This is a genomic window from Flavobacteriaceae bacterium, assembly GCA_014075215.1.
In the GTDB taxonomy this organism is placed as follows: Bacteria; Bacteroidota; Bacteroidia; order Flavobacteriales; family Flavobacteriaceae; genus Polaribacter.
The window spans coordinates 3098193-3122676 of sequence record CP046177.1 but is presented as its reverse complement, the minus strand read 5'-3'; the positions used below and the strand labels follow the sequence as shown (position 1 = coordinate 3122676).

Annotated in this window: 24 protein-coding genes and 1 tRNA gene; 10 read left to right on the top strand and 15 right to left on the bottom strand. The window is 32.8% G+C overall.

Annotated elements, in window-relative coordinates; genetic code table 11:
• Positions 1-53: 53 nt before the first annotated feature.
• Entirely contained in the window at positions 54-587 is a 534-nt protein-coding gene (locus GKR88_15540) for a DUF4136 domain-containing protein (protein QMU65558.1), read from the bottom strand.
• Between the two features lie 14 nt (positions 588-601).
• A complete protein-coding gene (locus tag GKR88_15535; protein ID QMU65557.1) occupies positions 602-2590 on the bottom strand; it encodes a urocanate hydratase in 1989 nt (662 codons plus the stop codon).
• A 220-nt stretch (positions 2591-2810) separates the two neighbouring features.
• Here GKR88_15535 and GKR88_15530 point away from each other — a divergent pair, with 220 nt between their 5' ends.
• From GKR88_15530 to GKR88_15520, 3 genes are all read left to right on the top strand, one after another.
• Entirely contained in the window at positions 2811-6242 is a 3432-nt protein-coding gene (locus tag GKR88_15530) for a methylmalonyl-CoA mutase (protein QMU65556.1), read from the top strand.
• 324 nt (positions 6243-6566) lie between these two features.
• A tRNA-Met gene (locus GKR88_15525) sits at positions 6567-6639 on the top strand.
• A 296-nt stretch (positions 6640-6935) separates the two neighbouring features.
• Positions 6936-7400, top strand: a complete 465-nt coding sequence (locus GKR88_15520) for a DNA repair protein (GenBank protein QMU65555.1) — start codon at positions 6936-6938, stop codon at positions 7398-7400.
• 22 nt (positions 7401-7422) lie between these two features.
• On the opposite strand, the gene GKR88_15515 is transcribed toward GKR88_15520, so the two are convergent.
• Positions 7423-7893, bottom strand: a complete 471-nt coding sequence (locus tag GKR88_15515) for a hypothetical protein (GenBank protein ID QMU65554.1) — start codon at positions 7891-7893, stop codon at positions 7423-7425.
• Positions 7894-8028: 135 nt separating this feature from the next.
• Between GKR88_15515 and GKR88_15510 the strand changes: the two genes are divergently transcribed.
• From GKR88_15510 to GKR88_15495, 4 genes are all read left to right on the top strand, one after another.
• Complete coding sequence (locus GKR88_15510) at positions 8029-8217, top strand: hypothetical protein (GenBank protein ID QMU65553.1); 189 nt, start codon at positions 8029-8031, stop codon at positions 8215-8217.
• A 125-nt stretch (positions 8218-8342) separates the two neighbouring features.
• Positions 8343-8546 (top strand): hypothetical protein, encoded by a 204-nt coding sequence (locus GKR88_15505; protein QMU65552.1) that lies wholly within the window; start codon positions 8343-8345, stop codon positions 8544-8546.
• Between the two features lie 350 nt (positions 8547-8896).
• A complete protein-coding gene (locus GKR88_15500) occupies positions 8897-9316 on the top strand; it encodes a hypothetical protein (protein QMU65551.1) in 420 nt (139 codons plus the stop codon).
• Between the two features lie 391 nt (positions 9317-9707).
• Positions 9708-10982, top strand: a complete 1275-nt coding sequence (locus GKR88_15495) for a hypothetical protein (protein ID QMU65550.1) — start codon at positions 9708-9710, stop codon at positions 10980-10982.
• A gap of 147 nt (positions 10983-11129) precedes the next feature.
• Here GKR88_15495 and GKR88_15490 read toward each other — a convergent pair whose 3' ends face one another.
• On the bottom strand, positions 11130-12224 hold the full coding sequence (locus GKR88_15490) for an IS4 family transposase (GenBank protein QMU65549.1): 1095 nt from the start codon (positions 12222-12224) through the stop codon (positions 11130-11132).
• Between the two features lie 386 nt (positions 12225-12610).
• On the opposite strand from GKR88_15490, the gene GKR88_15485 reads away from it, so the two are divergent.
• The 3 genes from GKR88_15485 to GKR88_15475 all read left to right on the top strand — a co-directional run bounded on the left by GKR88_15485 (position 12611) and on the right by GKR88_15475 (position 14856).
• Positions 12611-12970 (top strand): methyltransferase domain-containing protein, encoded by a 360-nt coding sequence (locus tag GKR88_15485; GenBank protein QMU65548.1) that lies wholly within the window; start codon positions 12611-12613, stop codon positions 12968-12970.
• Between the two features lie 11 nt (positions 12971-12981).
• On the top strand, positions 12982-13737 hold the full coding sequence (locus GKR88_15480) for a hypothetical protein (GenBank protein ID QMU65547.1): 756 nt from the start codon (positions 12982-12984) through the stop codon (positions 13735-13737).
• A 369-nt stretch (positions 13738-14106) separates the two neighbouring features.
• Positions 14107-14856 (top strand): T9SS type A sorting domain-containing protein, encoded by a 750-nt coding sequence (locus GKR88_15475; GenBank protein ID QMU65546.1) that lies wholly within the window; start codon positions 14107-14109, stop codon positions 14854-14856.
• 335 nt (positions 14857-15191) lie between these two features.
• Here GKR88_15475 and GKR88_15470 read toward each other — a convergent pair whose 3' ends face one another.
• The 11 genes from GKR88_15470 to GKR88_15420 form a co-directional block, all read right to left on the bottom strand.
• Positions 15192-16085 carry a hypothetical protein gene (locus tag GKR88_15470; protein QMU65545.1) on the bottom strand — a complete coding sequence of 298 codons (894 nt, stop codon included), beginning with the start codon at positions 16083-16085 and terminating at the stop codon, positions 15192-15194.
• Positions 16045-16632, bottom strand: coding sequence for a hypothetical protein (locus GKR88_15465; protein QMU65544.1), 588 nt, complete (start codon positions 16630-16632; stop codon positions 16045-16047). Before GKR88_15465 ends, GKR88_15470 begins: the two co-directional genes overlap by 41 nt.
• On the bottom strand, positions 16607-18130 hold the full coding sequence (locus GKR88_15460) for a TraM recognition domain-containing protein (GenBank protein ID QMU65543.1): 1524 nt from the start codon (positions 18128-18130) through the stop codon (positions 16607-16609). Before GKR88_15460 ends, GKR88_15465 begins: the two co-directional genes overlap by 26 nt.
• The gene (locus GKR88_15455) at positions 18090-18356 is read right to left on the bottom strand and encodes a hypothetical protein (protein ID QMU65542.1); all 267 of its coding nucleotides are present in this window, start codon (positions 18354-18356) and stop codon (positions 18090-18092) included. Before GKR88_15455 ends, GKR88_15460 begins: the two co-directional genes overlap by 41 nt.
• Positions 18357-18387: 31 nt before the next feature.
• A complete protein-coding gene (locus GKR88_15450; GenBank protein QMU65541.1) occupies positions 18388-18690 on the bottom strand; it encodes a hypothetical protein in 303 nt (100 codons plus the stop codon).
• A 3-nt stretch (positions 18691-18693) separates the two neighbouring features.
• Positions 18694-18978 carry a helix-turn-helix domain-containing protein gene (locus GKR88_15445; GenBank protein ID QMU65540.1) on the bottom strand — a complete coding sequence of 95 codons (285 nt, stop codon included), beginning with the start codon at positions 18976-18978 and terminating at the stop codon, positions 18694-18696.
• A gap of 631 nt (positions 18979-19609) precedes the next feature.
• A complete protein-coding gene (locus tag GKR88_15440) occupies positions 19610-20605 on the bottom strand; it encodes a transposase (GenBank protein QMU65539.1) in 996 nt (331 codons plus the stop codon).
• Positions 20606-21030: 425 nt separating this feature from the next.
• Positions 21031-22098: a hypothetical protein gene (locus GKR88_15435; GenBank protein QMU65538.1), complete on the bottom strand. Its 1068-nt coding sequence runs from the start codon at positions 22096-22098 to the stop codon at positions 21031-21033.
• Positions 22099-22300: 202 nt separating this feature from the next.
• Positions 22301-23242: a hypothetical protein gene (locus GKR88_15430; protein QMU65537.1), complete on the bottom strand. Its 942-nt coding sequence runs from the start codon at positions 23240-23242 to the stop codon at positions 22301-22303.
• Between the two features lie 52 nt (positions 23243-23294).
• A complete protein-coding gene (locus GKR88_15425) occupies positions 23295-23507 on the bottom strand; it encodes a hypothetical protein (GenBank protein ID QMU65536.1) in 213 nt (70 codons plus the stop codon).
• A 399-nt stretch (positions 23508-23906) separates the two neighbouring features.
• Complete coding sequence (locus GKR88_15420; protein ID QMU65535.1) at positions 23907-24455, bottom strand: hypothetical protein; 549 nt, start codon at positions 24453-24455, stop codon at positions 23907-23909.
• Between the last annotated feature and the right edge of the window lie 29 nt (positions 24456-24484).

Genomic DNA, 24484 nt, shown 5'->3' with positions numbered 1-24484 from the left:
CGGTAAGCGGGGTATATTTTTTAAACATATTGTTAATACGATGATCTGCTTAGCTATTTTGCAGCCGGATATTGAGCCATAATTTCCCTGACAAACTCTTTGATTCGTCGTTCTTTCTTTTCTACATTTCTCATTCTAATAGCTCCGGAACCAATTCCTTGCCAGACTAATTCTTTTTTTTCTTTATCTATAAAATCTATAAATAAGGTTCCTTCCGTATACTGGTTTACATTTATATTGTTGGCTCCATAGAACCACCAGGGATTGTATCCCCAACCCCAGCCCCAGCCGAAATTGTTATTATTAATATTTATCCGCTCTCTGGATTTTGTAAAAATGCTTATTAAAATATCCGGATTTTTAGATTTTGTATACCCTTTCGCCACCAACTCTGCTTCAATAGCTTTCATGATTCTTTTTTTATCTAAATCGGAAAGTGCTGCTTTGTCTATACCTTTTTTGTGAAAAGCAAATGTTTTATAAGAAGCAAAATCTGCTTTTGTATCATAATCAGTAGCTACTCTTACAGTACTACATGAAGTAAGGAGTGCAATTAAAAAAATGGCAGAGAATTTTAGTGCTTTCATAATTTTATTAGTTTTTAATACAAATTTATAAATAAAGTGTCATCTACTTTATTGGGAAGTGTGACTTTTAATTCCTTTTCATATTGCATAGCCCGCTTTATTGTATAAACAGCTTCCTTATTTCTTGCCCAACTTCTCCTGGCTATTCCGTTATTCACATCCCAAAAAAGCATCAACTCTAATCTTTTTGACGCTGCTTTACTACCATCAAGAAACATGCCAAACCCACCATTTATGACTTCTCCCCAACCGACTCCACCGCCATTATGAATGGAGACCCAGGTAGCTCCGCGAAAACTATCTCCAATAACATTCTGAATTGCCATATCGGCCGTAAATTGAGATCCGTCATAGATGTTAGAAGTTTCTCTATAGGGGGAATCTGTTCCGGAAACATCATGGTGATCTCTTCCTAAAACAACCGGCCCTATTTTTCCTTTTTTAATTTCCTTGTTAAAAGCATTTGCAATTTTAATTCTTCCTTCAGCATCAGCATATAGGATTCTTGCCTGAGAGCCTACCACCAATTTGTTTTCCCGGGCTCCTTTGATCCATTGAATATTATCGGTCATTTGCTGCCGAATTTCTTTTGGCGAGTGGCTCTTAATTTCTTCCAGAACCTCACAGGCAATTTCATCTGTTTTCTCTAAATCCTCAGGTTTACCCGACATACATACCCAACGAAATGGGCCAAATCCGTAATCAAAACACATGGGCCCCATAATGTCTTGTACATAACTGGGATATTTAAAATCAACTCCATTTACTGCCATCACATCTGCACCTGCTCTTCCTGCTTCTAGCAGAAATGCATTTCCATAATCAAAAAAATAGGTTCCTTTTGAGGTATGATTATTAATGGCTTTTGCATGCCTTCGTAACGTTTCTCGTACTTTTTCCTTAAACAATACCGGACGTTCCGCCATCATTGTATTAGCCTCTTCAAAAGAAATGTCAACAGGATAATATCCGCCGGCCCAGGGGTTATGTAACGATGTTTGATCAGAACCCAAATCAATATAAATATCAGCCGAATCAAATTTTTCCCATACGTCTACGACATTCCCTAAATACGCTATGGAAACCGTTTCTTGTTGTTCTTTAGCCAATTGAACTCTCGTTACCAGTTCCTCTATATCAGTAATCTTTTCATCAATCCAGCCTTGATCCAAACGTAGCTGCGTTATTTTAGGGTTTACCTCCGCACAAACCGTAATACATCCTGCTATAGTACCCGCTTTGGGTTGTGCTCCGCTCATACCTCCCAAACCGGCAGTTACGAACAAACTTCCTTTGGGTGATTTTCCAATTTTTCTAAACCCGTTCAAAACTGTAATGGTCGTTCCGTGAACAATACCTTGCGGACCAATATACATATAGCTTCCTGCTGTCATTTGTCCGTATTGGGTTACACCAAGCGCATTGAATCTTTCCCAGTCGTCCGGTTGAGAATAATTGGGGATCATCATTCCATTAGTTACCACAACTCTTGGCGCATTTTTATTAGACGGAAACAAGCCCAAAGGATGTCCGGAATACATTACCAGTGTTTGTTTTTCTGTCATTTCGGACAGGTATTTCATTGTTAGTAAATATTGTGCCCAATTTTGAAATACAGCGCCGTTTCCTCCGTAAGTAATCAATTCGTGCGGATGCTGAGCCACAGTATGATCCAGATTATTCTGAATCATCAGCATAATAGATTTTGCCTGCTCACATTTTCCGGGATATTCGGAAATAGGTCTTGCATACATTTTATATTCCGGACGGAAGCGATACATGTAAATACGTCCGTATTTTTCCAGTTCTTCCGCAAACTCAAGTAATAAAACTTCGTGATGTTTTGCATCAAAATAACGCAGTGCATTTGTGAGTGCTAATTTTTTCTCATCAACAGTTAAAATTTCCTTTCTTTTTGGAGCGTGATTTATAGTTGGGTCATATGTCCTTTTAGGAGGTATTATGTCAGGAATCCCCTGCTGTATTTGCTCTTTAAATGTCATGTATCGGATAAAATTATCATTATCACAAAGATAATTGTTTTTTAAAACGCACTATTTTTATTGATTTAAAAAAAGCTGCTATTTTTTGAAAATTCCGTAAATTGCGTTTCTAAAATCATGTATTATTTATGAATAATGTACTCATACAGGCATGAAATGAAAAATATTAAAATCTTACTGCCATAAACGAAACATAACTAATGCATATAGTATTTAGCATATGGAACAGATAACTCCTTATAAACCTAAACACAAAGTACGAATCATAACTGCTGCTTCTCTTTTTGACGGTCATGATGCTGCTATCAATATCATGCGTAGAATCATTCAGTCTACAGGCGTGGAAGTCATTCATTTGGGGCATGACAGAAGCGTTGAAGAAGTGGTAAACTGTGCCATTCAAGAGGATGTAAATGCCATTGCAATGACTTCTTATCAGGGCGGGCACAATGAGTATTTTAAATATATGTATGATTTGTTGCAAGAAAGAGGAGCCGGGCATATTAAAATTTTTGGTGGCGGAGGCGGTGTCATTCTCCCGGAAGAGATCAAAGAGTTGATGGATTATGGAATTGCCCGTATTTATTCCCCTGATGATGGCCGTGAATTGGGATTACAAGGTATGATTAACGATCTGGTTAAAAAATCCGATTTTGCTATTGAAAATGTATTAAATGGTGAAATAGATCATTTAGATAAAAAAGATGCCGGAAGCATTGCCAGGTTAATTTCTGCTGCTGAAAACTTTCCTGAAATTGCCAGAGAGCATATAGATATGATCCATGAAAAGAATAAGAAAGTTACTACCCCGGTATTGGGAATTACCGGAACCGGCGGAGCGGGAAAATCTAGTTTAACAGACGAACTGGTGAGGCGATTTTTAATTGATTTTCCGAAAAAAACAGTTGGACTGATTTCAGTAGATCCTTCCAAAAGAAAAACGGGCGGAGCGTTGCTGGGCGACCGTATTCGTATGAATGCTATTCACAATGAGCGTGTGTACATGCGTTCGTTAGCTACCCGTCAATCAAATTTGGCTTTATCAGCATATGTAAATGAGGCAGTACAGGTTTTAAAAGCCGCGGTATTTGATCTGATTATTTTAGAGACTTCGGGTATCGGCCAATCCGATACTGAAATTATAGAACATTCCGATATGGCTCTGTATGTGATGACTCCTGAATTTGGAGCTGCTACTCAATTGGAAAAAATCGACATGCTCGATTTTGCGGATCTGGTAGCCATTAATAAATTTGACAAACTCGGGGCTTTGGATGCGCTGCGGGATGTAAAAAAACAGTATATCCGTAATCACAATTTGTGGGATACGTCTATGGAAGAAATCCCTGTTTTTGGAACGACTGCTTCTCAGTTTAATGACCCGGGAATGAATAGCCTGTACAAAGCAGTTATGGATACTCTGGCAACAAAGACAGGTGCCGATTTGCAATCGTCGTTTGAGATCACCCGGGAAATGTCTGAAAAGATTTTTGTAATCCCCCCTTCAAGAACCCGTTATCTGTCGGAAATTGCTGAAAATAACAGGGCTTATGATAAAAAAGTAAAGGAGCAGGTAATAATTGCTCAAAAACTATACGGTGTATACAAAACCATAGAATCACTTATTGACAGTGCTCCCGAGTTGTCAAAAAATGGTTTGGAAGAAGATAAGATATCGGAACGTGTTCGGAAAGACGATTTACCTTTTCTCAAGCTATTGTTTGCCCAGTTTGATAACATAAAAATACACCTTGAACCTCTCAATTGGGAGATCGTTTTAAATTGGCAGGAAAAAGTAAAAAAATACAAAAGCCCTGTCTATTCTTTCAAAGTCAGGGATAAAGAAATCAAGATAGAGACGCATACCGAATCGTTATCACATACGAATGTTCCGAAAGTAGCTTTGCCTAAATATGAAGCCTGGGGTGATTTGCTAAGGTGGAACTTGCAGGAGAATGTTCCGGGTGAATTTCCTTTTGCCTCCGGCTTATATCCGTTTAAAAGAACCGGTGAAGATCCAACGAGAATGTTTGCAGGCGAAGGTGGACCGGAACGTACGAACAGGCGCTTTCATTATGTAAGTTTAGGGATGGATGCAAAGCGTTTGTCTACCGCTTTTGACTCCGTAACACTGTATGGAAATAATCCTGATCACAGACCCGACATCTATGGTAAAATTGGAAATGCCGGAGTTTCTATTTGTTGTTTGGACGATGCTAAAAAATTATATTCCGGGTTTGATTTAAGTCATCCGATGACATCTGTTTCTATGACAATTAATGGCCCTGCACCCATGCTATTGGGTTTTTTTATGAACGCTGCTATTGATCAAAATTGTGAAAAATATATTGCAGAACATAAATTAGAAAAAACAGTTGAGGCCAAATTCCGGGAAATCTATGATGATAGAGGTATGAAAAGGCCGGCTTATCAAGGAGCACTACCAGAAGGAAACAATGGTTTGGGGTTGCTACTACTGGGTCTGACCGGTGATCAGGTATTGCCTGCTGATGTATATGCAAAAATCAAAGCAGCAACATTAGCACAGGTTCGCGGTACTGTCCAGGCAGATATTTTAAAAGAAGACCAAGCTCAAAATACCTGTATCTTTTCAACAGAGTTTGCATTGCGTTTAATGGGTGATGTTCAAGAGTATTTTATTGAAAAACAAGTTCGTAATTTTTACTCGGTTTCCATTTCCGGATATCATATCGCCGAAGCCGGAGCCAACCCGATTACACAGTTGGCATTTACTTTGGCAAATGGGTTTACCTATGTAGAATATTACTTATCCAGAGAAATGGATATTAATAAGTTCGGTCCAAATTTATCGTTTTTCTTTTCAAATGGAATTGATCCTGAATATGCTGTTATCGGACGTGTTGCCAGAAAGATCTGGGCAAAAGCATTGAAATACAAGTACCATGGAAATCCGAGAGCGCAAATGTTAAAGTATCATATCCAGACTTCCGGGCGCTCACTACATGCTCAGGAAATAGATTTTAATGATATTAGAACAACTTTACAGGCTCTGTATGCCATTTATGACAATTGTAATTCATTACATACGAATGCATATGACGAGGCGATTACGACTCCAACAGAAGAATCGGTAAGAAGAGCTATGGCAATTCAGTTGATTATCAATAAAGAGTTAGGATTGACAAAAAATGAAAATCCAATTCAAGGCTCGTTTATTATTGAGGAATTAACCGATTTGGTTGAAGAAGCCGTATTAGCAGAATTTGACAGAATTACAGAACGCGGAGGGGTTTTAGGAGCTATGGAAACCATGTACCAACGTTCTAAAATACAGGAAGAGAGTTTGCATTACGAAACGTTAAAACACAATGGAAAATTTCCAATCATTGGCGTAAATACATTTTTAAACTCTAAAGGATCTCTTACCATACAGCCTGCCGAAGTGATTCGTGCTACGGAAGAAGAAAAACAGTTTCAAATTCAAACAAAAGAACGCCTCAATAAGGTTTACAAACAAAAAGTTGAAGAGCAGTTGAGTCTTATCCAGAAAGCTGCCATTCAAAACGAAAATATTTTTGACCAATTAATGGAAGCAACCAAAGTTTGTTCTTTAGGCCAGATTACTTCAGCTTTATTTGAAGTGGGAGGACAATATCGTAGAAATATGTGATAGCGTTGAAAGTTTCAAGTTCCATTCAAGTTCAATGTGAATTGCTTATTTGAAAGAAGCGGGTGAAATGCTTATATATAAATTACAAATTTTAAATTCATCATTACGAGTTTTTATCTCCTAAATATCAACTGATTAAATTTAATTTTTGTGAAATTAATTTTTAGATTCAATATAAAACGCGGGTAATGAGTATTGTATAATAGATTTTTCTTATAGGACTAAAATAGACTTTCTTCTTATGATATATTTAGAGAGAATATTTAAAATTTAGTAATTTATTTGTATTAAAATGTTAAAAATACGTATATTCGCAGTCCAAATCGCGGGATAGAGCAGTAGGTAGCTCGTCGGGCTCATAACCCGAAGGTCGTTGGTTCGAGTCCAACTCCCGCTACTAGTAACGATAAGCCTTTCAAGAAATTGAAAGGCTTTTTTTATTGAATGGGTACAGAATAGGTACAGAATAATTTGATTTGCTTTGATTGATTTTGACCTAAAAATAAATTCTTCAAAATTAGAAAACTGCTTCCGTATTTTAATTTCCATAATGCCGACTTGCTCTTTAAGTCTCTGTCAAAGCTAATCTTTACGAAAAACAACAAGGATTTTCTCTGCAATTCCTCCTTGTTTTATTTCCGTTTTTAAGATTGCTCGATTGCCAAAGAATTATTTCACAAAATATTTGGCATTATGAAAAATCCACAGTTTACAGATCAATTTCCAATTGGAGAAGTACAACTTTCTTACAAAAGAAAGAACCAATTTACCATTTATAAAATTACAAGTTCGCAATCTGCTAATGAATGTATCCGTAAGATATTTCCAATCGAACAAATCAGCTACCGAGAACGTATGTATACATTATATTTAGACAATTCAAATAATATTCTAGGTTATCAATTATTAAGTATTGGAGGTATTACTGGAACTTTGGTAGATGTTAGAGTTTTGATGCAAGGAGCGTTACTAACAAATGCAGTAGGACTTTTATTATTCCATAATCATCCATCAAATACATTAAAACCTTCAAATGCAGATAAAAATATCACTGATAAAATTATCCGTTCAGCAGAAATATTGGATTTAAAAGTACTAGATCACCTAATCATTACTGAAGACAGATATTACAGTTTCGCTGATAATGGAGAATTGTAAACCTAAAGTATTGATTTTATTATCAAAATATTTTTAAGGATAGAAAAGCGAGAACACCCTCGCTTTTTGTGTATATGTTTGTTTTAAAGTGGTTGTTTATTTTTCTTTCTTTTTTCTCAATTTTAAAGAAAAACGAATAGGTTTTATACTTTCTTAAGATAGCATATAATTGACTTTGTCTTTTTGGAGCTTTAATCACATTTTTAATTCTTTCTTGATTATAGTATTCAATTAAAGTTTGGCTGTTTTCATCTGCTAATTTGAATAATAATTCAATATCACCAATCATATAAGAACTGTCCTTTAAATATTGTTCTTGCAATACAGACAACAGAAACCCATTTGCTTTTTCTAAAAGAACTGTTGCTCCTTTACCTAAAGAAGTATCTCCGCTTTTAAATTCTTTCATTATGAATATTTTTCCTCCAGTACTTCCTGTAATAAACTTTTGATATAAACTATCAAAACTTGGCGCACCCCAAAAATCCATCATATTAAATAACGATTAAAAAATAATACATAAGTTATAACACTCGATATACCTTTTAAAAGAATTTAAATTGTACAATTTTCTTTTGGTGAATACCCCTCTTCACTGATATAAATGATTCTCTTTAACATTTCGTGTATGTATGAATTTCCTGCGAAGGCTATTTCTGAGTTTCAAGAGTTATATAAGAAGCACTTTGATAAAGTTTTAACAAATGAGGAAGCTATTAAAGAAATCAAGGATATTCTATATATACAAGCCTTTTCTGAAGGTCGTTTTTACCTTTTAAATAAGTGCGTGACTTTACAAACTGATTTAGATGAGTAATCGCTATTGTTAAAAATGAACCTCAAACGATAAAAAATCTAGTAGCAAAAGAAGCTCTCGCCTACAGTTCAGAAAATATCACAGATTTTTTTGATGATTTGTTCCGTTACGGATGTATTTCTGGAATGGTTTCAGAATTAACCTATTATGTAGATACTCATAAATTTTATGACACACATTATGCTGAAATAGAAGAGCTTCGTGAAGCGTACGAAACGCAAACAGGTCAAACATTAACAATCGATGGTGATTTGAAAAACTTTATGAGTTGGTTCGCATTCGAAACTGTAGCTTACAATCTAACCAATGAATTAGGGGTTGAGATATAGCCCTTTTTTCATACATCTTTACAGAAATTTAATTTGTGCTGCCTTTTTTAAGAGTAGTACAAATTTTTAATATATATTTTATAAACGCCATTATTTTAAAAAGAGACAAAACATTCTAATAAAGATGGCTATTGACCACAAATTCCAAACAAGGGCAAAGTTAGCCTCTATCCATCGCTTTATCAAGGCTAAACCCTTCGGGAGTCCGAACATTTTTTCTCCAAAAAGAAAAAATAACCGCTACTGCCTTGCCTTTTCCAACGCTTCGGCTTTAAATGCCTTGTTTTGGAATTGCTGTAGCCACCAGCAATCCAACAAAATAGAATGTTTAATCTTAAAAATTTAAAATTATGGCAACAGTAGTAAAAAATGGAGTAGCAAAAATCAAATCGGTAACTCCAAAAAAAGAGGTTCAAAAGAAATTAGCTAATGAAGCAGTAGGTAAAAAAGAAACACCTATTCCTCCTAAACTTAAACCAGTAATTCAACCAGAAGTTCCTGTAATCAATCTAGATGACAGAATGCAAAAGTTTGAGCAATTACAAGGTTTAGCAAAACAAAGAACTCGATTGTCAGATACTTTGACGGATATAAATCGTTTTAAGTACAATCAATCAGATTCTGCAAGTTTCTGTATCAAGGATTCTAGTGGTTTAGAATTTAAAACGACCAATACCAATTTGATTCATTTAGTTACCAATCATCTAAAAGGTACATTAGAGCATCGTAAGGCAGAAATTGAGAAACAATTACTAGCTTTCGAGTTATAATTGACAAACACCTCAATTTTAGGAACCTCGTTTGAGAAAACGAGGTTTTGTTATATCATATTCTTTTTTAAAGGGTAGATTTTTATATATTTACTTTTTTAAATAAAAAAATCATTTTATAAGAATATAAATAATTTCAACATACAAGCGTTTTAAAAAGCGTGTACTGTTTCTCTAGTAAAAATCGACAAATTTTAAACAAAGGAAGAAATAGTTGTAATACACCAATACTGGTGTGTTCCAATATTCTATTTCAGTCCTTTTGGTGTTTGTCGATACCTTACTAGCTGATTTGGTGAGGTTCGCACCTTTTTTATTACTCTTTATTTAATCAATTTACATTTTAAATAATCTGCTTTAGCGTTCCTCAAAAAGCAACAAAAACAATTTTATGAAGAAATTAATCATTTCAGTAAGTGTCATTTTTCTAATGGCAGTAAGTAACCTACAGGCACAAAATCAAATTGAAGAATTCGAAAAAGCAGAGCAAAAGTATTATCGATCTGTTTTAAGCAAAGTGATAAAAATGCGTGTGGAGGGAATTAAAGGTATTATACCATTAAGAGAAGTAAAAAAAGAGTATAAAAAATTATTAAATGAAAGAGGGATAAAGTTACAAATGTTTGATTCTCAAAACGCCACTGTTTATGAAGATCTAAGTTTGTCAAAAAGTATCAAAAGTAAAAGCTTTCAAAGAAAGTTTTTAGAAAATCAACGAAGAAGATTAAGAGGAGAAAATTATTATAAAATTGCTTTTCAAAAGTACCTAAAGAAAAGTGAATTTGAAACGATGGATCAATTTAAGGATCGAGCAAGAAAATTTAAAGCTAAAAGAGACGCTGTTACTGAGCAAAGCGACCAAGCAATAGAAAATTTATTTAAACCCTATGGCTCATTACAAAAATTCTCAAAAGAATATATCTCTAAAGATGCGGTTAATGATAAAAACCAAAAACTTTCTGCTTTAACTAGAAAATATAAGCCAATAGTAAAAAGCTATATTGAAAGTGAAATTAAAGAAATAAAATATGATGCAGAAAAGCAAGTATTTTATATAAAAGTAGCATCTAAAAACAGATTAAAAAGAAGTGTTACTAAAAAATACACCTTTCAAGTATCGCAATCTGAAGCTGCTAATTTTAAAAATAACAAAGAGCAGCATCAATATGCTTTTATGTTACAGGATTTACGAGCTGTGATTGTAAACAACAAAATATACAAGCCAGAAAGTAAATTCCCTTGGTACACACATTTGCTTTGTGAAACCGAAAACGAACCTGTTTTAGTAAATGGTAAAGCTAATGGAAACGAAATATTAAAAAATCTAATACAGAACGATGCTAAAATAAAACAAATCGTTTTTACCCATAAAAACTCGTTAACTAAAAACCTGATGAAACATTTTAAAGCTGAAGTTGAGATTATTACAGATAAAAATGGTGAAGTTACAAATAGTCAATATGAACACGGGATTACATATACTGGATTAAGAGACCATACCATTCATTATGAATCAAAAGTTCCTAACTATCCTTTAGATAAATTATTGTCTAAAATTACTGATAGAATTTTAGAGATGATGAAAAAGACAGCCATCACTCCAAGAAAAGAAAAATGTGAGCCAAAAAGAACTATATTTAATTTTGTGGTTGAATTTAGGAAATAGATTGAAATAAGTCTATTTATAAAAATCAATAGTTTTCGGGCATCAAAATATAAAGCTAACGTTTTATTGATGTTTTAAATCAGAACTTAAACTGTCTAAAACAAAAATAGAAAAGATTTTTTTACAATTAAGTTTTGAGGCTTTTTTCTAAGTACATGACAAAAATTTAGTCAAGTTCATATTGTTTTGATTTACAGGGTTTAATAGCACAGAAGCGATATAATCTAATCCATATTTGAATATGCTTTTAGCCATTCTTCCATGCTTTTTTATTTTGATAGGCTTAATCTGATGTAAATATATACCAACTTTGTAACACCATACGAAAGCCATCATTACAAACAGTACTAATTTTTCAATACGCTTAATATCTTGCAGGTGTGTGTTTTCAATATCAAAGCCACTGGCTTTCATTGCTTTAAAACACATCTCTATCTGCCATCGTTCTTTGTATTGTTCAAAGGCCTTATCAGGAGCGTTGAACGATACAATGATTAAGAAATCAGGCTTTCCATTTTTTGGGTACAACTTGCATCCGGAAAGGAAACAAAGCTGACCATTAACACGTACAATTTTAGGATAATACACAAACTCATTGATCTTATGTGGATTAAACAAGTGAAATACTTTGATGGTTTTGTTCTTATCAGGAAGCTCTACCTTAAAGTTGTTTCGAATGCGGATATAATATTTGATTCCATTTGTATTCAAGAAATCCAACCAATGATTACCTACAAACTCTCTATCGGCTACAATGGATTTAATAACATCTTTGCCAAAAAGTCTTATGAAACGATTCACAAGATCAATACGCTCCTGACTGTTAGAGTTCCCTGGCTTATCTAACATAGTAAATAACAATGGGAAGGCAACACCTTTATAGACAACTCCCAACTTAAAAATGTTGATGTTGGTCTGACCAAACTTCCAATTGGTCCTATCAATACTCAAGATCAATCCCTCTTGCTTAGGAAGGAGACTAAATATAAGACGAGCGATCAAATCTCCATCCAACGAATAATCAGCAATAAATCTTTGAATACGTCTGAGTGATGACTTCGAATCTACTGAGGTCTCAAAAGCGTTGGCTACCTTTTCAAAGGTAACTGTCTGTACCTTACAGAGGGCGATAATGAAATGTGATATGAGTTTGATTCTTGCCAAATTGATCTTACCTTGGAAATGAGAACTTAAAACTGAATTTAATTCACTACTTTTAGTGGAAGCATTGGTTTTTTTCATTAGAAAAATGAGTGATGTTATTCTTCTAATATACTGAAAATCAATGCTTTATTTTAATTATTTAACATTTAATTTACTGATAATCAATTAATTATATTTTTTGTCATGTACTAAAGGCTTTTTTATTAAACGAAGTGTAATGACTTAGAAAAAAAACGACTACCTTAGCAATTTTATCCTAAAAAGACATCAGTACAATGAATTTTTACCAAAAATGGTGTATAAAAAAAAGCTATAATAAAAGAAGAAAGACTTTTCAAATTCTATAACCCTAAGGATTCTATTTTAGATATAGGTTCTGGTAATTGTGCATTAAATTTATTAACTAAAAAAGCTGGATTTAATATAACGGGATTAGATATAGTTAATAAATCTGCTTTTAATGAATAAAGCCCGTTATATATAAAGGAGGCAAATTACCTTTTAAGGATAATGAATTTGATATAGTGCAACTCATTACTGTATTGCACCATATAAAAGATCCAGAAGAAACAATAAAAGAAGCTGTAAGAGTGGGAAAAAAAATTATTATAATGGAAGATATCTATACCAGTAAATTTCAAAAATATATAACTTTTATAGCTGATAGTATTAATAACTGGGAATTTATTGGACACCCTCATACTAACAAAACAGATTTAGGTTGGAAACAAGTTTTCAATAAAAATAATTTAAAAATTGAAAAAGTAAAATACTATAATTTCTTACTTTTTTTTAAACAAGTAACATATATATTAACTAAATAAATTTAAAAATCATGAAAAATTTAAAACCATTACTATTAATATTTTGTATGTCATTCTTGACCGTATTATCACAAGAAAATAATACAGATAACAAAACCATTCCAAAGTCTGATTTTAAAGGTGTTAGCGAAACCAAGAAAAATACTATAACAGAAAGAAACGAATTAATATTAGAACCACTAGACCCTCGATTTATATCAAGTAGTTTTAGATGGGCTGGAGATAATAACACCAGTGGAAAAATTTATAGAACTGGTATTACAGGAATAGGGCTAACAAACCCTCCTTCAGATACTAGGTTATATGTCAAGTCTAATAATTTAAAAGTCGGAATAGTTTCTGAAGTGAGTCATAGTCAAGATTATCAATATGGGATTCTTAGTGCTGTGGATAGAGTGAATACTAAAGCTCTTTCAGTTCTTCTCAAGGAAAATGGAAATTATATTGATAAATTTGCAGTAATGGGGAATGGAAATGTAAGGGCGACCGAGGTTAGAGTTAAAATAAATATTTTTCCAGACTATGTTTTTAAAGATGACTATGATTTAATGCCTCTATACAAGGTAGAAAAGTTCATCAAAAAACATAAACATCTACCAAATATCCCTAAGGAATCAGTAGTGGTTAAAGAAGGGCTTAAATTAGGAGAAATGCAAGTAAAGCAAATGGAAAAAATAGAAGAATTGTTTTTGTATGTTATTAAGTTAGAGAAAAAAGTAGATAGTCTTAAAAAAGAGCTTAAGGAAGTTAAAAATCAAAAAAAATAATATTGTGAAAAAATATACATATTTATTAGTTTTTTTTCTTGTAATAACTATTTCACCTTCACATTGCCAACAGCTTGAATTAGTTCAGCGAGTAGGCGGTAGTGGTAATGGTATGACTTACAGTAGTGAATATATAGATTTTGGCGAAGTAACTAATTTTTTTGTAGCTACACTCTGAAAGTAGTTATGGTTTAATAAACAGGTTTAATGGTAATAATTCTGTTTTTTCTTGGACAGCATGGAATAGAACAAATAGAAATTATGCTGTAAGGGTTTTAGATTACTCGCCTTTAATAACAGATAATATAGGTTATTTTAATGTCTCAGCTAATTCGGGTAATGTTATAGATACTTATAGGTATGATTTAAATAATTTACCTTCTCACACACCCTTGTACAATTGGTCATGTAGTAGCACAATTCCTTGATTCTGATAATAATTCTATTTTAAAAGAAGTTACAGTAAAATGGGGACCATCTCGAAGAAGTTTCGTATGGGGTGATTTTAATAATGTTCAAGGGAAATATTTAGATTTTGTAAAAATTAAAAACACAGTTTTTAGTATCCCTTATTATGGTGCAAAGAAAAATTATACCTCAAAGACTGCTACTTTTAGGGATTCAAAATTTATTTCACAAGAAATTATAATAGACCCTACATATAATTTTTTAGGAGTTAGACCAGACGGCACATGGGGTTCAGTTTCTTTCAATCCTGATTGGCATGTTGTTATAGGAGATGAGACTCCAATAATATTATATCCAGGTACTGTTTTAAAAGCTGTAGATGAAGATTATTTTGATAGTCCTTCATCCCCTATTTCTCAATTAAGGATTTCCAATAAACAAAAGGTGAAAGATGAAATTGTGCTTTATCCTAATCCTAATGATGGAAGATTATTGTATATTAAAAAAAATAAAAATGAATTAGTCCATAAAATTGAAATATATGATGGAGCAAAAACTGTATATAGTTGGTTAGATAAAAGCAATAATTCTATTAGTGAAAAAAATAACGATGAATATATTACTATAAATTTATCTTTAAAAAAAGGGTTATATAATTGTAGAGTCTATACAAATACTGGAACTTACAATAAAAAACTTTTTATTCATTAGAATGTGATTTTTATAAATATAAGAGCCACTGTATTAAAGTTTTTTAATACAGTGGTTCTTTTTGATTTTAAATTTAAATACTATTATTTACAACATTTATAAGCTATTATAAATACATAACAATTAATGCTACTAACAAACATTAAAATGGATTGTTGAAAAGTTATAGGATAGTTTATAAATTCTTATATAGTAAGCTTGGCTATTTAACTTGATGTTTATTATTCAATATAAACATTTCGGCAAGTATGCGATTAATGAACATTTAAATGACCATCGTAATAAACTCAGGTTCATTTAAGATGACATAATCGCAACTTGATTAGGGGAGACCCCTAATTACCCCTAGAGCGGATTTTTGTTTTTGATTTGTAAACTTCTTTTACAAGTTTCAATTCTTCCAATCTGGACTGTAGTTTTTCCAAACGAAGAATTTTATTCGTATCAATACCTAATGTAGAGAAGCGATATTTGGTTTTACTGTTACCAATTAAAATAACTCCTTTTAGTTTAGACCTATAAGAATATATTTGAAGATCTTTTTCTTGTTGTATTTTTTCGATAAGTTCGTCATGACTTGTTACCCTATCAAAAAGTGCATTCACTTTTTCAAACACAAGCTCTTTATTTGTTTTTCTGCTTTCTCCTAATCGTAGCTTCAATTGATATTCTTTTTCTTTTCTGCTATTTCTTTGCTCCTCAGCAATATCTCGTCTTTCTCTTTTAGGAGATTTGGTATGAATAATCGAGAAGGTAAGATCGGGATGTCTTTCCTTATGGTAACTCTCAAAATCGACCAGTAAATTTTCCATTTGACTTTTCGACATTCTCAGAGCTTTACTACTTTTATATTCTGAGGCACTAAAAACAAAATGTAGATGCTGTCCGTTGTCATGTGATTTAGCTAATGTAAGGGCATTTTGTGCTTTTCTTAATCTGATGTAGGTTTCCATAAAATCTCGAATTTCGACATCTGTTAATGTTCGATCTTTTTTGTGAACGGCAATGATCTCATGGAATATGGCTACTCCATTCTTCCTTTTTTTGACATATTTATGATTTGCCAAGAAGCTCTTATGAATCTTTTCTATTTCTAAATGATCTATATTTCTCATCAAAACAGGAGCATCAAATGCTTTATCAATCCCTTTTTTATCAATCTCTAAAACATATCGTACAATTTGCTTACTACTGTAGATGTTCTTTCTGGTTTTGAATTTTATAATCATGGGAGTTTTGTAAATAAAGACTGATTTCCTGAAGGAGTTTGATAATAAACTGAGCATCATTTTGAACCTGAAAACTCAACCAATCGATAAGTTTAGGCGGGTATAAGAGTAAATCTTCTATATCTTGAATCCTTTTTGAAACTTCTTCTTTGTTACTGGCTATTACACTTTGATCAATTTGAGGGTTGAATTTGGTTACCAAACATTGCTCGGTAAAAGAATTGTCTATGCTTCTAAGAAGAGATAGGATTTCTTTCTGCACAATATCTGTAGGTTCAATTTGAATCTCTCTAAGACTTTTAAACATCAAATACACCATAAAAGGAGGGAGCTTCATTTTGTGTTTTGAAGCCATTTCTGATAGAAAAGCAAACTCTTTATGCGTTAAAATCAAGGTTTTTCGTACTCTTTTTTTTGAATATTCCTTTTGGTGTTCTAAAGCATATTCCAGTTTGTGTTGTCTTTTAAAAGCTTCAATATCTTCTAAATTTCCCTTTTCAATCAGCCCTGATTCAAATAACTTATTCTGTAGGTTGTCTTTCTTCATAGGAGTTAGGTTTAAAAGAAATGAGAGGAACTTTTTTAATTGGGTTTGTTCTTAGTTTCACTGGAGGAAGCTTGGTCTTTCTTAATAGTGAATATTGTTTAAAATAAGGTTTTAGTACATCTTTTAGGATAAGTGGAGCTTTGTTCTTGTATTGAAACAATACTTTTGAATCTTCCAATTGAATGAGTTCATCAACTGTGATTAATTCTCTATCTACAGGCTGATCATTTCCTTTTATTTTTATAGATGTTCTGCCGTAACTTCTGCTTAATTCCTCGGCTTGTCTGGTAGACATGCCAGGGAAAAATAATTTTGTTCTACATGAACCATTAATGATGGTAGCCGCCTGATGTACACCATATTTAGAAATTATCTGCTCAGTTGTCTGAGTGATAAGAGTAAGACTTGTATTATATCGTCTTAGCGTCGTACATAAGACAGGAAAGGAATTGATTTTATTCATATTACTGAACTCATCCAAGATCACGAAAAGTGGATTTGCTGGCTTATGAGACTGCACATGATTAAACAGCGCATCATAAAAAAGTGAGAGAAAAAAGGAGTAAAACTCCAACTTTATTTCTGGTACAATCAGATATAGTGCCACCTTTTTATCTGAATCTTTAGAAAACATATTAAAATCAATGGTATTTTTTGACATTAAATGACTTATTCCAACATCTGAAAGGGCATCAAGAGCTAAAAGAGCTGTAGAGAGATGGCCTGCAATCGTTTTTTCATCTCCTGATGAAAAACCAACATAATCACTCCAAATCTCATCACTTGAATTGGCTCTTATCCAATCCTCTATATTGTGGAATTGTTGGAGTATATAGCGAAGATTCGTAAAGTTTCGATATTCTATAGATTGATTTTTCAAAAGTCTAAGTCCAATATATATGGCAAGTACAGCACCATAAGACCAATATTTGTTATCTGAGTTTGGATTTGGATACGCAAAGGAAACAATAACCATGGCAAGTCCTTTTAACTTAGAATCATCCTTGTAGCAGAGTTCGTAGTAATTGAAAAATTCTGACTTGGTTAAGTCCTGAAGATTGATAACCATGATTTGATAATCTTTCTTCTCCTTTAAAAACCCTGATGTCAGTTCAAAAATTTTTCCATCAACATCGGTAATCACCATATTATGATTGCCATCAAGTACAGTTGGAATTACTACAGAAGTTGTCTTGGAAGAACCACTAGCACCTGAGACCAAAACGTGTTCTAGCGATTGTTCAACTGAAATTCTTTTTGTTCCAAACCGAATGCCTTTATGCCGTCTGTTGAGCATTTTATGGGTTTTAGAACTAGATAGGAACTTTGCATTGTATTTTTGATTCTTCTCGGTAGATATACCGTTTATAAGGACATCCAGTAAGTTTATGATTCCTTTTGCGATTGTCATTATTAATTCTGTAAACATTTGAATTAGCATTGAGTTTTGATAAAGATTAATGAAATAAAGAGAGCCCTGCTTCGGCAATTCTTTCAAGAGCTAGCCCTAAAAGTTTTAGAAGATGTAACAAGGTTTTAACAAGCCATCTTAGAAGATGTTTTAAAAACGCTAACAAACGTTTTAAAAGGGCAACGCCCAAAGCAGCCAACCACACCCATAATGGAGTGGCGACTCTATTTGCTACCCTTAAGAATTTAAAGAAATACTTTGGGTAGATAATGCAAAAAATAAAAAATAGAATAAAAATATCTACAGTAGTCATCTTATAACAGGTTTTAGAGATTTGACCTAATTTAATTTTTACTTCTTCCTAGACTTGGAGGTAAACGTCTGGTGATTTTGACTTTTTCAATCTCTTGTTTACGATTTCTTAATCGCTCAAACATGGCTAAATCAAAGCCTTTTTTAAGAACTTGCCACCTTCCTTTATTAGGTGATTCTTTTGAAAGTTTGTAGATTTTAAACTCAAGTTTTTCTTGAAGTTCCATCGGAATACTCTTTCCAAAATTGTACCCTTGATTGAGAAGTTGAACAGTCAAATCTTCTATTTCTTTGGGAGATAGTTCACTATTATTTTTTAAAAAATTCTGTATCATAATTTAAAATTTTGCTTGTTTGTTCTCTTCTAAATATTCCATAATACTACTGTACTTGTACAGATAGATTCCTCCAACTTTTGTGTATTCAAAGGCTCCAAGGTCTCTTAGCTTCTGCAAAGTGGTCGAGGATTTAATACCAAGGATATCCATACATTCCTTTTTGGTGATAAATTCCTTTTGTTTTGTAGTAGAAGGCATTTGTTCTGCCATCTTTTCTAATAGTTTTATGGCAAACTGATTCAAATCCAGTTTTACCAACACTTCAAATTGATCTTTATTTGTCATTGAGTTCTGATTTAAAGATTTGCTTGTATATGTACAATCGCTCCCCTTTTCTCTAAAATAGATTTGTACAGAGCGGAAAGTTTTCGATATATCGTTTCTGTTTCCAAAGTGGGTTGATACACCAAATAAATCTGAATCCCCGACAGATTATCATTCAGTTTGTATTCTTTGAGAAAAGCTTTTTCAATTATATGAGGTCTTTTCAAAAGCTTATTTTGATTCGTTTTCTTGAAAAACGAGAACCAGTCAGAGTTTTCAGTGAGGTCAGAGTAGATTATGAGCTTTTTAACGGAAGCATCTGAACTAGCTAGTCGATTCAACTCCATTGCGATAGGAATAAAAACGCTACTGGCTTTCCTTCCCGATGTATCTTTCTTAATTTCTAGTAAACTCTCAGTAATTTGTTGCTTGAAAAATATTTACATGAGATTCCCTGTCATATTCATTGGAAATCAACCACAAAGGGCGAGCTTTCAAATTAAACTCTCGCTTTTTGGATAAAAAGCTTTCAGTAATAAGAGTTTGACGGTAATTGTTTTCAAACACATTGTATTTATCAACTTCAATTGTTTTAATCACCTCGTATTCTATGATAAAAACAAGTAAAAGTTGAGATATTATTTTTACTAATTTATGCAGCAAATTTAAAAGTATCTACATAGGGTGTTTGTCGTTTGACAACGGCAAACACTCTTGCTATTAATTTGTTTCTAATAATGTTAACGGTACTCATTTTACTTTTGCCTTGTTTTATTCTTTTATGATAGTATAATTTCATTTCTGGGTTATGTTGTATAGCAGAAATAGCGCACATATTAATAATTGCTTTCAATTTTTTATTAGCCAAATGAGAGACTTTTGTACGTCCTTTAATACTAGTTCCAGATTGGTAAGGAAAAGGAGCAACACCACAATAAGAGGCAAACTTTCTCCAGTTTTCAAATTTTGAAAAATTGTCAGTAAACACAATCATCATTATAGCAGTTTGCATTCCTATACCTTTAACACTAGTAACAAGTTTATAGGTTTCTTTTAACATTATATTTTGGTCAATAATAGCTTGCATTTGAGTATTAATCTTGTGTATTTGTTTGGTTAGTTCTGCAATCATTTTTTGTTGAACGTCAAAGATTATTTTATACTCTTTTGCTTTATAAATTCTTTTTTGTTCTTTCAAAGTAACTTTAAAACCAGCTCTTTGTTTGTTAAGTTTTGTCCTTAAAGATAAGAGACTTTTTAGTTGTAATATACTTCTTTTAGGTAGCTTACTGGGTTTAAGTTCTTCTTTTAATCGATACCCATATAGAGCAATGCGTTTGGCATCAATTTGGTCATCCTTTCCACGAGCAATACCAATAGATCTTTTAATTTCTAAACCAGAAGCTATGAAAAAAGATAATTTTTGTTCAGTTAAAGACACAGATAATAAATGAGAGTACATTCCTGTATGTTCAAATACAAACATGGTTTCTTCTTTAGAGAAAGACGAATTTTTAAAACTCCACTTTAGCATTAATTTAAATCCAGATTTACTGTTCTCAAACTGTTGAACAATTTGTTTAGAATAGATACAAACATCAATTAATAATTTACTGACATCGATTCCGATAATTTCATTTGTTTTCATAATTTTGTAATTAGATATTAATAATAGTTACTTAAACTAAGACCTTTAATAAGGGCAGAAACTGAAATTCTATATGGTTCTAAGTAACTTTTAAAAAGAACGGAGACTAATACGGGGGATGGCTCTAAAAAGCTAGCTGGCCGCTAAAGTTCACTCCGTTCTTTTGTGTTTTTGGTTATCAACAAAATAAGAGTTATTAACAAAGAAAAAAAGAAGCAAAAAAAGAAATTTCATCATAACTATTATGTTTTTATTTTAAGTAATTATTTCTATTTGCTAATCTAAAGGCTTGGTGTAATACCTTGTAAATTGTGAGCATTAGAGCCTGTTACATCGATAATAACAACATTATCAACTTTTTCTCTCTGCTCATTAGAGCAACCTAAAGGATTACTACTAAAAAAGTTGAACAGATAATTAATTTTCTAATTCTTGTGAAAAGTGAATGGATGAGATTTCTCATGATTTTTAGTTTTAATAGGATTAAACATTGATTTAATTTCGTTATCGTATATGGGTTGGAATTTTGAAAAAGAGTTTTTAAACGCTGTAGTATCAATATCTACTGTTAACTCGTTTAAGTTTCCCTGATACAACCCTACTTGCTGGGCAAACAATCCGATTGCTTCTTGACTAATACTGCACATTTCCTGGTAGAAACAGTTACCAAAGGCAAGTTTCTTGTTGTAGATCGTCTGCTGTTCCTTGAGTGCGTTGTAATGTTTAGATACAATCTGATCAATTTTATCGATCAGTTCTTCGTATTCTTGGGAAGCTTTTTTCTTCTCTTTCTCTTTACGTTCCTCCAATTCGTTTAGATCGTTATTGAGACGTTTAATTTTCGCCTCTTTTTCCTTAATCTTCTTTTTAAGATCGTTGTATTTCTTGTTGTTTTCAATGACTTTTCGAGAAGGATAAATAGCCAATTTGACTCCGATAAGACCAAAGAAGAGCAACGAATTAATAGTTAGAAATGTAAAAGGAGCGATTTCCAGAGATTCTCTTCCTTCAGCAGAAGCTTGAACAGCGGACATTGCGCTTTGTCTAAAATTTCCAATGCTCCAATAGGCAAAAAGTACAATAGCTATGATGCTAATTCCTGACACCCCTTTTTTAAGCTCTGAATATTCTGTATTGCGAACTACTTTGACAAAAAGAGCCCCCATAGCATATGTTCCAAAAGAAATAGCTATGGCTGCAATAAGAGTGGTAATAAAAGATTGTTTGGGAATAGCTAAAAAAGCCTGCTGATTGGTAAAGGTTTCGCCAAATACAATTCCTGTAATCAGAACAGAGGCAATAAATACTTTCCAACGAATGTTAATCTTAGCGTAATTCTGGATTTCAATTCGATCATGATTGAGAAGTTTCGTTACTTCATCTATTTGTTTTTGTATTGCTTCTTTTTGAACACCAAAGTGAGAATTAATCTGAATAATCTTCAATTGTAATTTTTCGTACAATTGCTCCTTCTCATGAACCAAATCTTCCAATGTGCTATTCTTAAAAAAGTCATTTAAGATTTGTTTGTACTTGGAGAGTGTTTCTTCTAGCTCATCTAGAATCGAATTTGCTTTACTCTGAAAGAAAGCATGGCATTTACTAAGAATCCAAACAATAGTAGGATGTTTCTTAGTAATTTTTATTGAAGATTGAGATTTGCCTTCTTGTTTGGGTGCATAACATTTTGTCGTTTTAAGCAGCTTTATTTTTCTCAGTACAGATTAGGTTAACTACTTTGTTCCATTTATCACTCAGTTTAGTTGTTCTTAATGTGAGCATATTTTGAGCTCCAATTTTAGACCAACGTTGTCCAGAGAGTTTCATTCTTTTTTGAACAACCTCCCTGTTAGCTGCTTCTATGGCTCCAGATCCTATAATACCTGCTCCTGTATTTTGATATTGCTGATAGTCCATACGCGACCTATTTTCGGTATAATATGTGATAAGTTGGCTTTGTTGTTTACGTTGATTTTGCTTTGTCAATTCTAAGTTTTTGATATTCTCAATGACTTGATTTACTTGACTGTTTTTTAGTAGTTGCTCCTGTTGACCAACCCAACTGTTATATGACTCTTGATTAGAGAGACAAACCTTAGCAAAATCGTGTAAATGTTCTAAAGCATGATACCAATCCAATATTTGTGTGGCAAAAGGGTAATGTTGATCTACCCATTTCCATATCCATCTAGCACCATCACCAACAAAAATCAGTCGCTTATCAATACTCCTGTAACAGCCTAAGTATCTATCCATTCTATCTGTAAACTTATCAGCTTTGCCTAAATATGCTTCATACAACGAATGGCGTATCCATCCACGTTTATTTGATATGTCCATACAGCTACTCTGTTTAAAAATTCTGCCTAATTTTACTTCTTTCCAAGCCTCTTCCCGAGTGAAAAGCATCGACCCATCGACCATAGCATATATGCACTCTTGGTTATCTACCTTAAGAATATCAGGTTCAACGGCATCAACCTCCAATACTTTTTCTTGCTCTAATAAACCACCATAAAAGTCTGTGACTCTGTAAAGCTGCATCGCATTGACTGAAACACCTAGAAGATTCGATAAAACTTCATGACCATCTCCATAACAATCGTTTTGACCAATATAAATCATTTTGTCTTGCATATAGGGACTTATCTTAAATCCATTGACTTTTTCACTAAAGGGATGAGTGTTGTTAATCTCTATCTTTCCGTAACGTGATAAGTTTTTTTTTACGCCTGTCTTTAGATGGTTCGCTTATACTTCTCTCTAAAACCTCTCGACCATAGTCCGTCCATATTTGATCAAAAGTCTTTTCGTAATCATAGTAACTCTTTATGTTTGATAATTTTGCTATCGCTTGATAACGCTTCTTGGCTTGGGCTAAAAATTCCTCTTCGCTAATCATAATGGTGTCGCTTTTAAAAGTTAATCCTTAAAAATAACTATTTCGCGACAAAATGTTATGCACCCTCTTGTTTGGCTGCATTCTCAATTTCAATAAAGAACGGTTTTTTGAATTTACTCACTTCATTCTTAATAAAGGGTAAAAACACTTCTTTGATATTTTGAAAAAGTTTACTCATAAAATACTGTTTTTATTGCGTTTACGAGGTAAAATTGTATTGTTTTGGATTCAAATCAAACCAAATTCAAACAAAGAAATTGCAGATGCTTTGCAACGGTTTGCAAGTTGTTTTCAAATTGATGTTAGCTTACTAAAAACGCTAGGAATGAGAAGTTAGCCTGCCGAAAAAAAACTTCATAGTTATTGACTTTTTCAGGATAGAATTATCCTTATTCCTTTCTAATATTCTGGAATGGCTGTAGAGGGATCATAGTAAAATCTGAAATATTCAAGGATGTCTCTGTCTTTTGGATAGATATCTAAAGGAGCAACTTCGATAAGGTGATGGTCAATCTTTTGTAAGGTGATGTAATCCTGAGTAAGTTTTAATTTGTCCATATCATCAAAATGTTTATCAAGCTGGATAGCAAGTAATGAGTTTGATATGTGAAGTTTTTGAGATACATCTGAGTCGAGAATTACGAGTTCATTTATAATACTTGCATCTTTTTCAATGATACTTCTTCCTACTTCATAACAAATTTTATTTTTTAAATCTACAAATCGTTGGATATGTAAAAGTCCGTAGATTTCTCTATGTCTTTGACCAAACATAATTTTCCTCCAACTTAACATCTCTGCCAGTCTATTTTGAATGTATTGTACTCCCTCTTTTCCAAGATAGTCAAAAGCTTCTTTTGTTGGAATCGGAATTCCTTCAAAAAATTCATCTCCGCCATATTCTTCTGGAATATAGTGTAATTGGCTACTGTTAAAAGATTCTTTCATCAATTTGTATTATATTACGTTTTAACCAA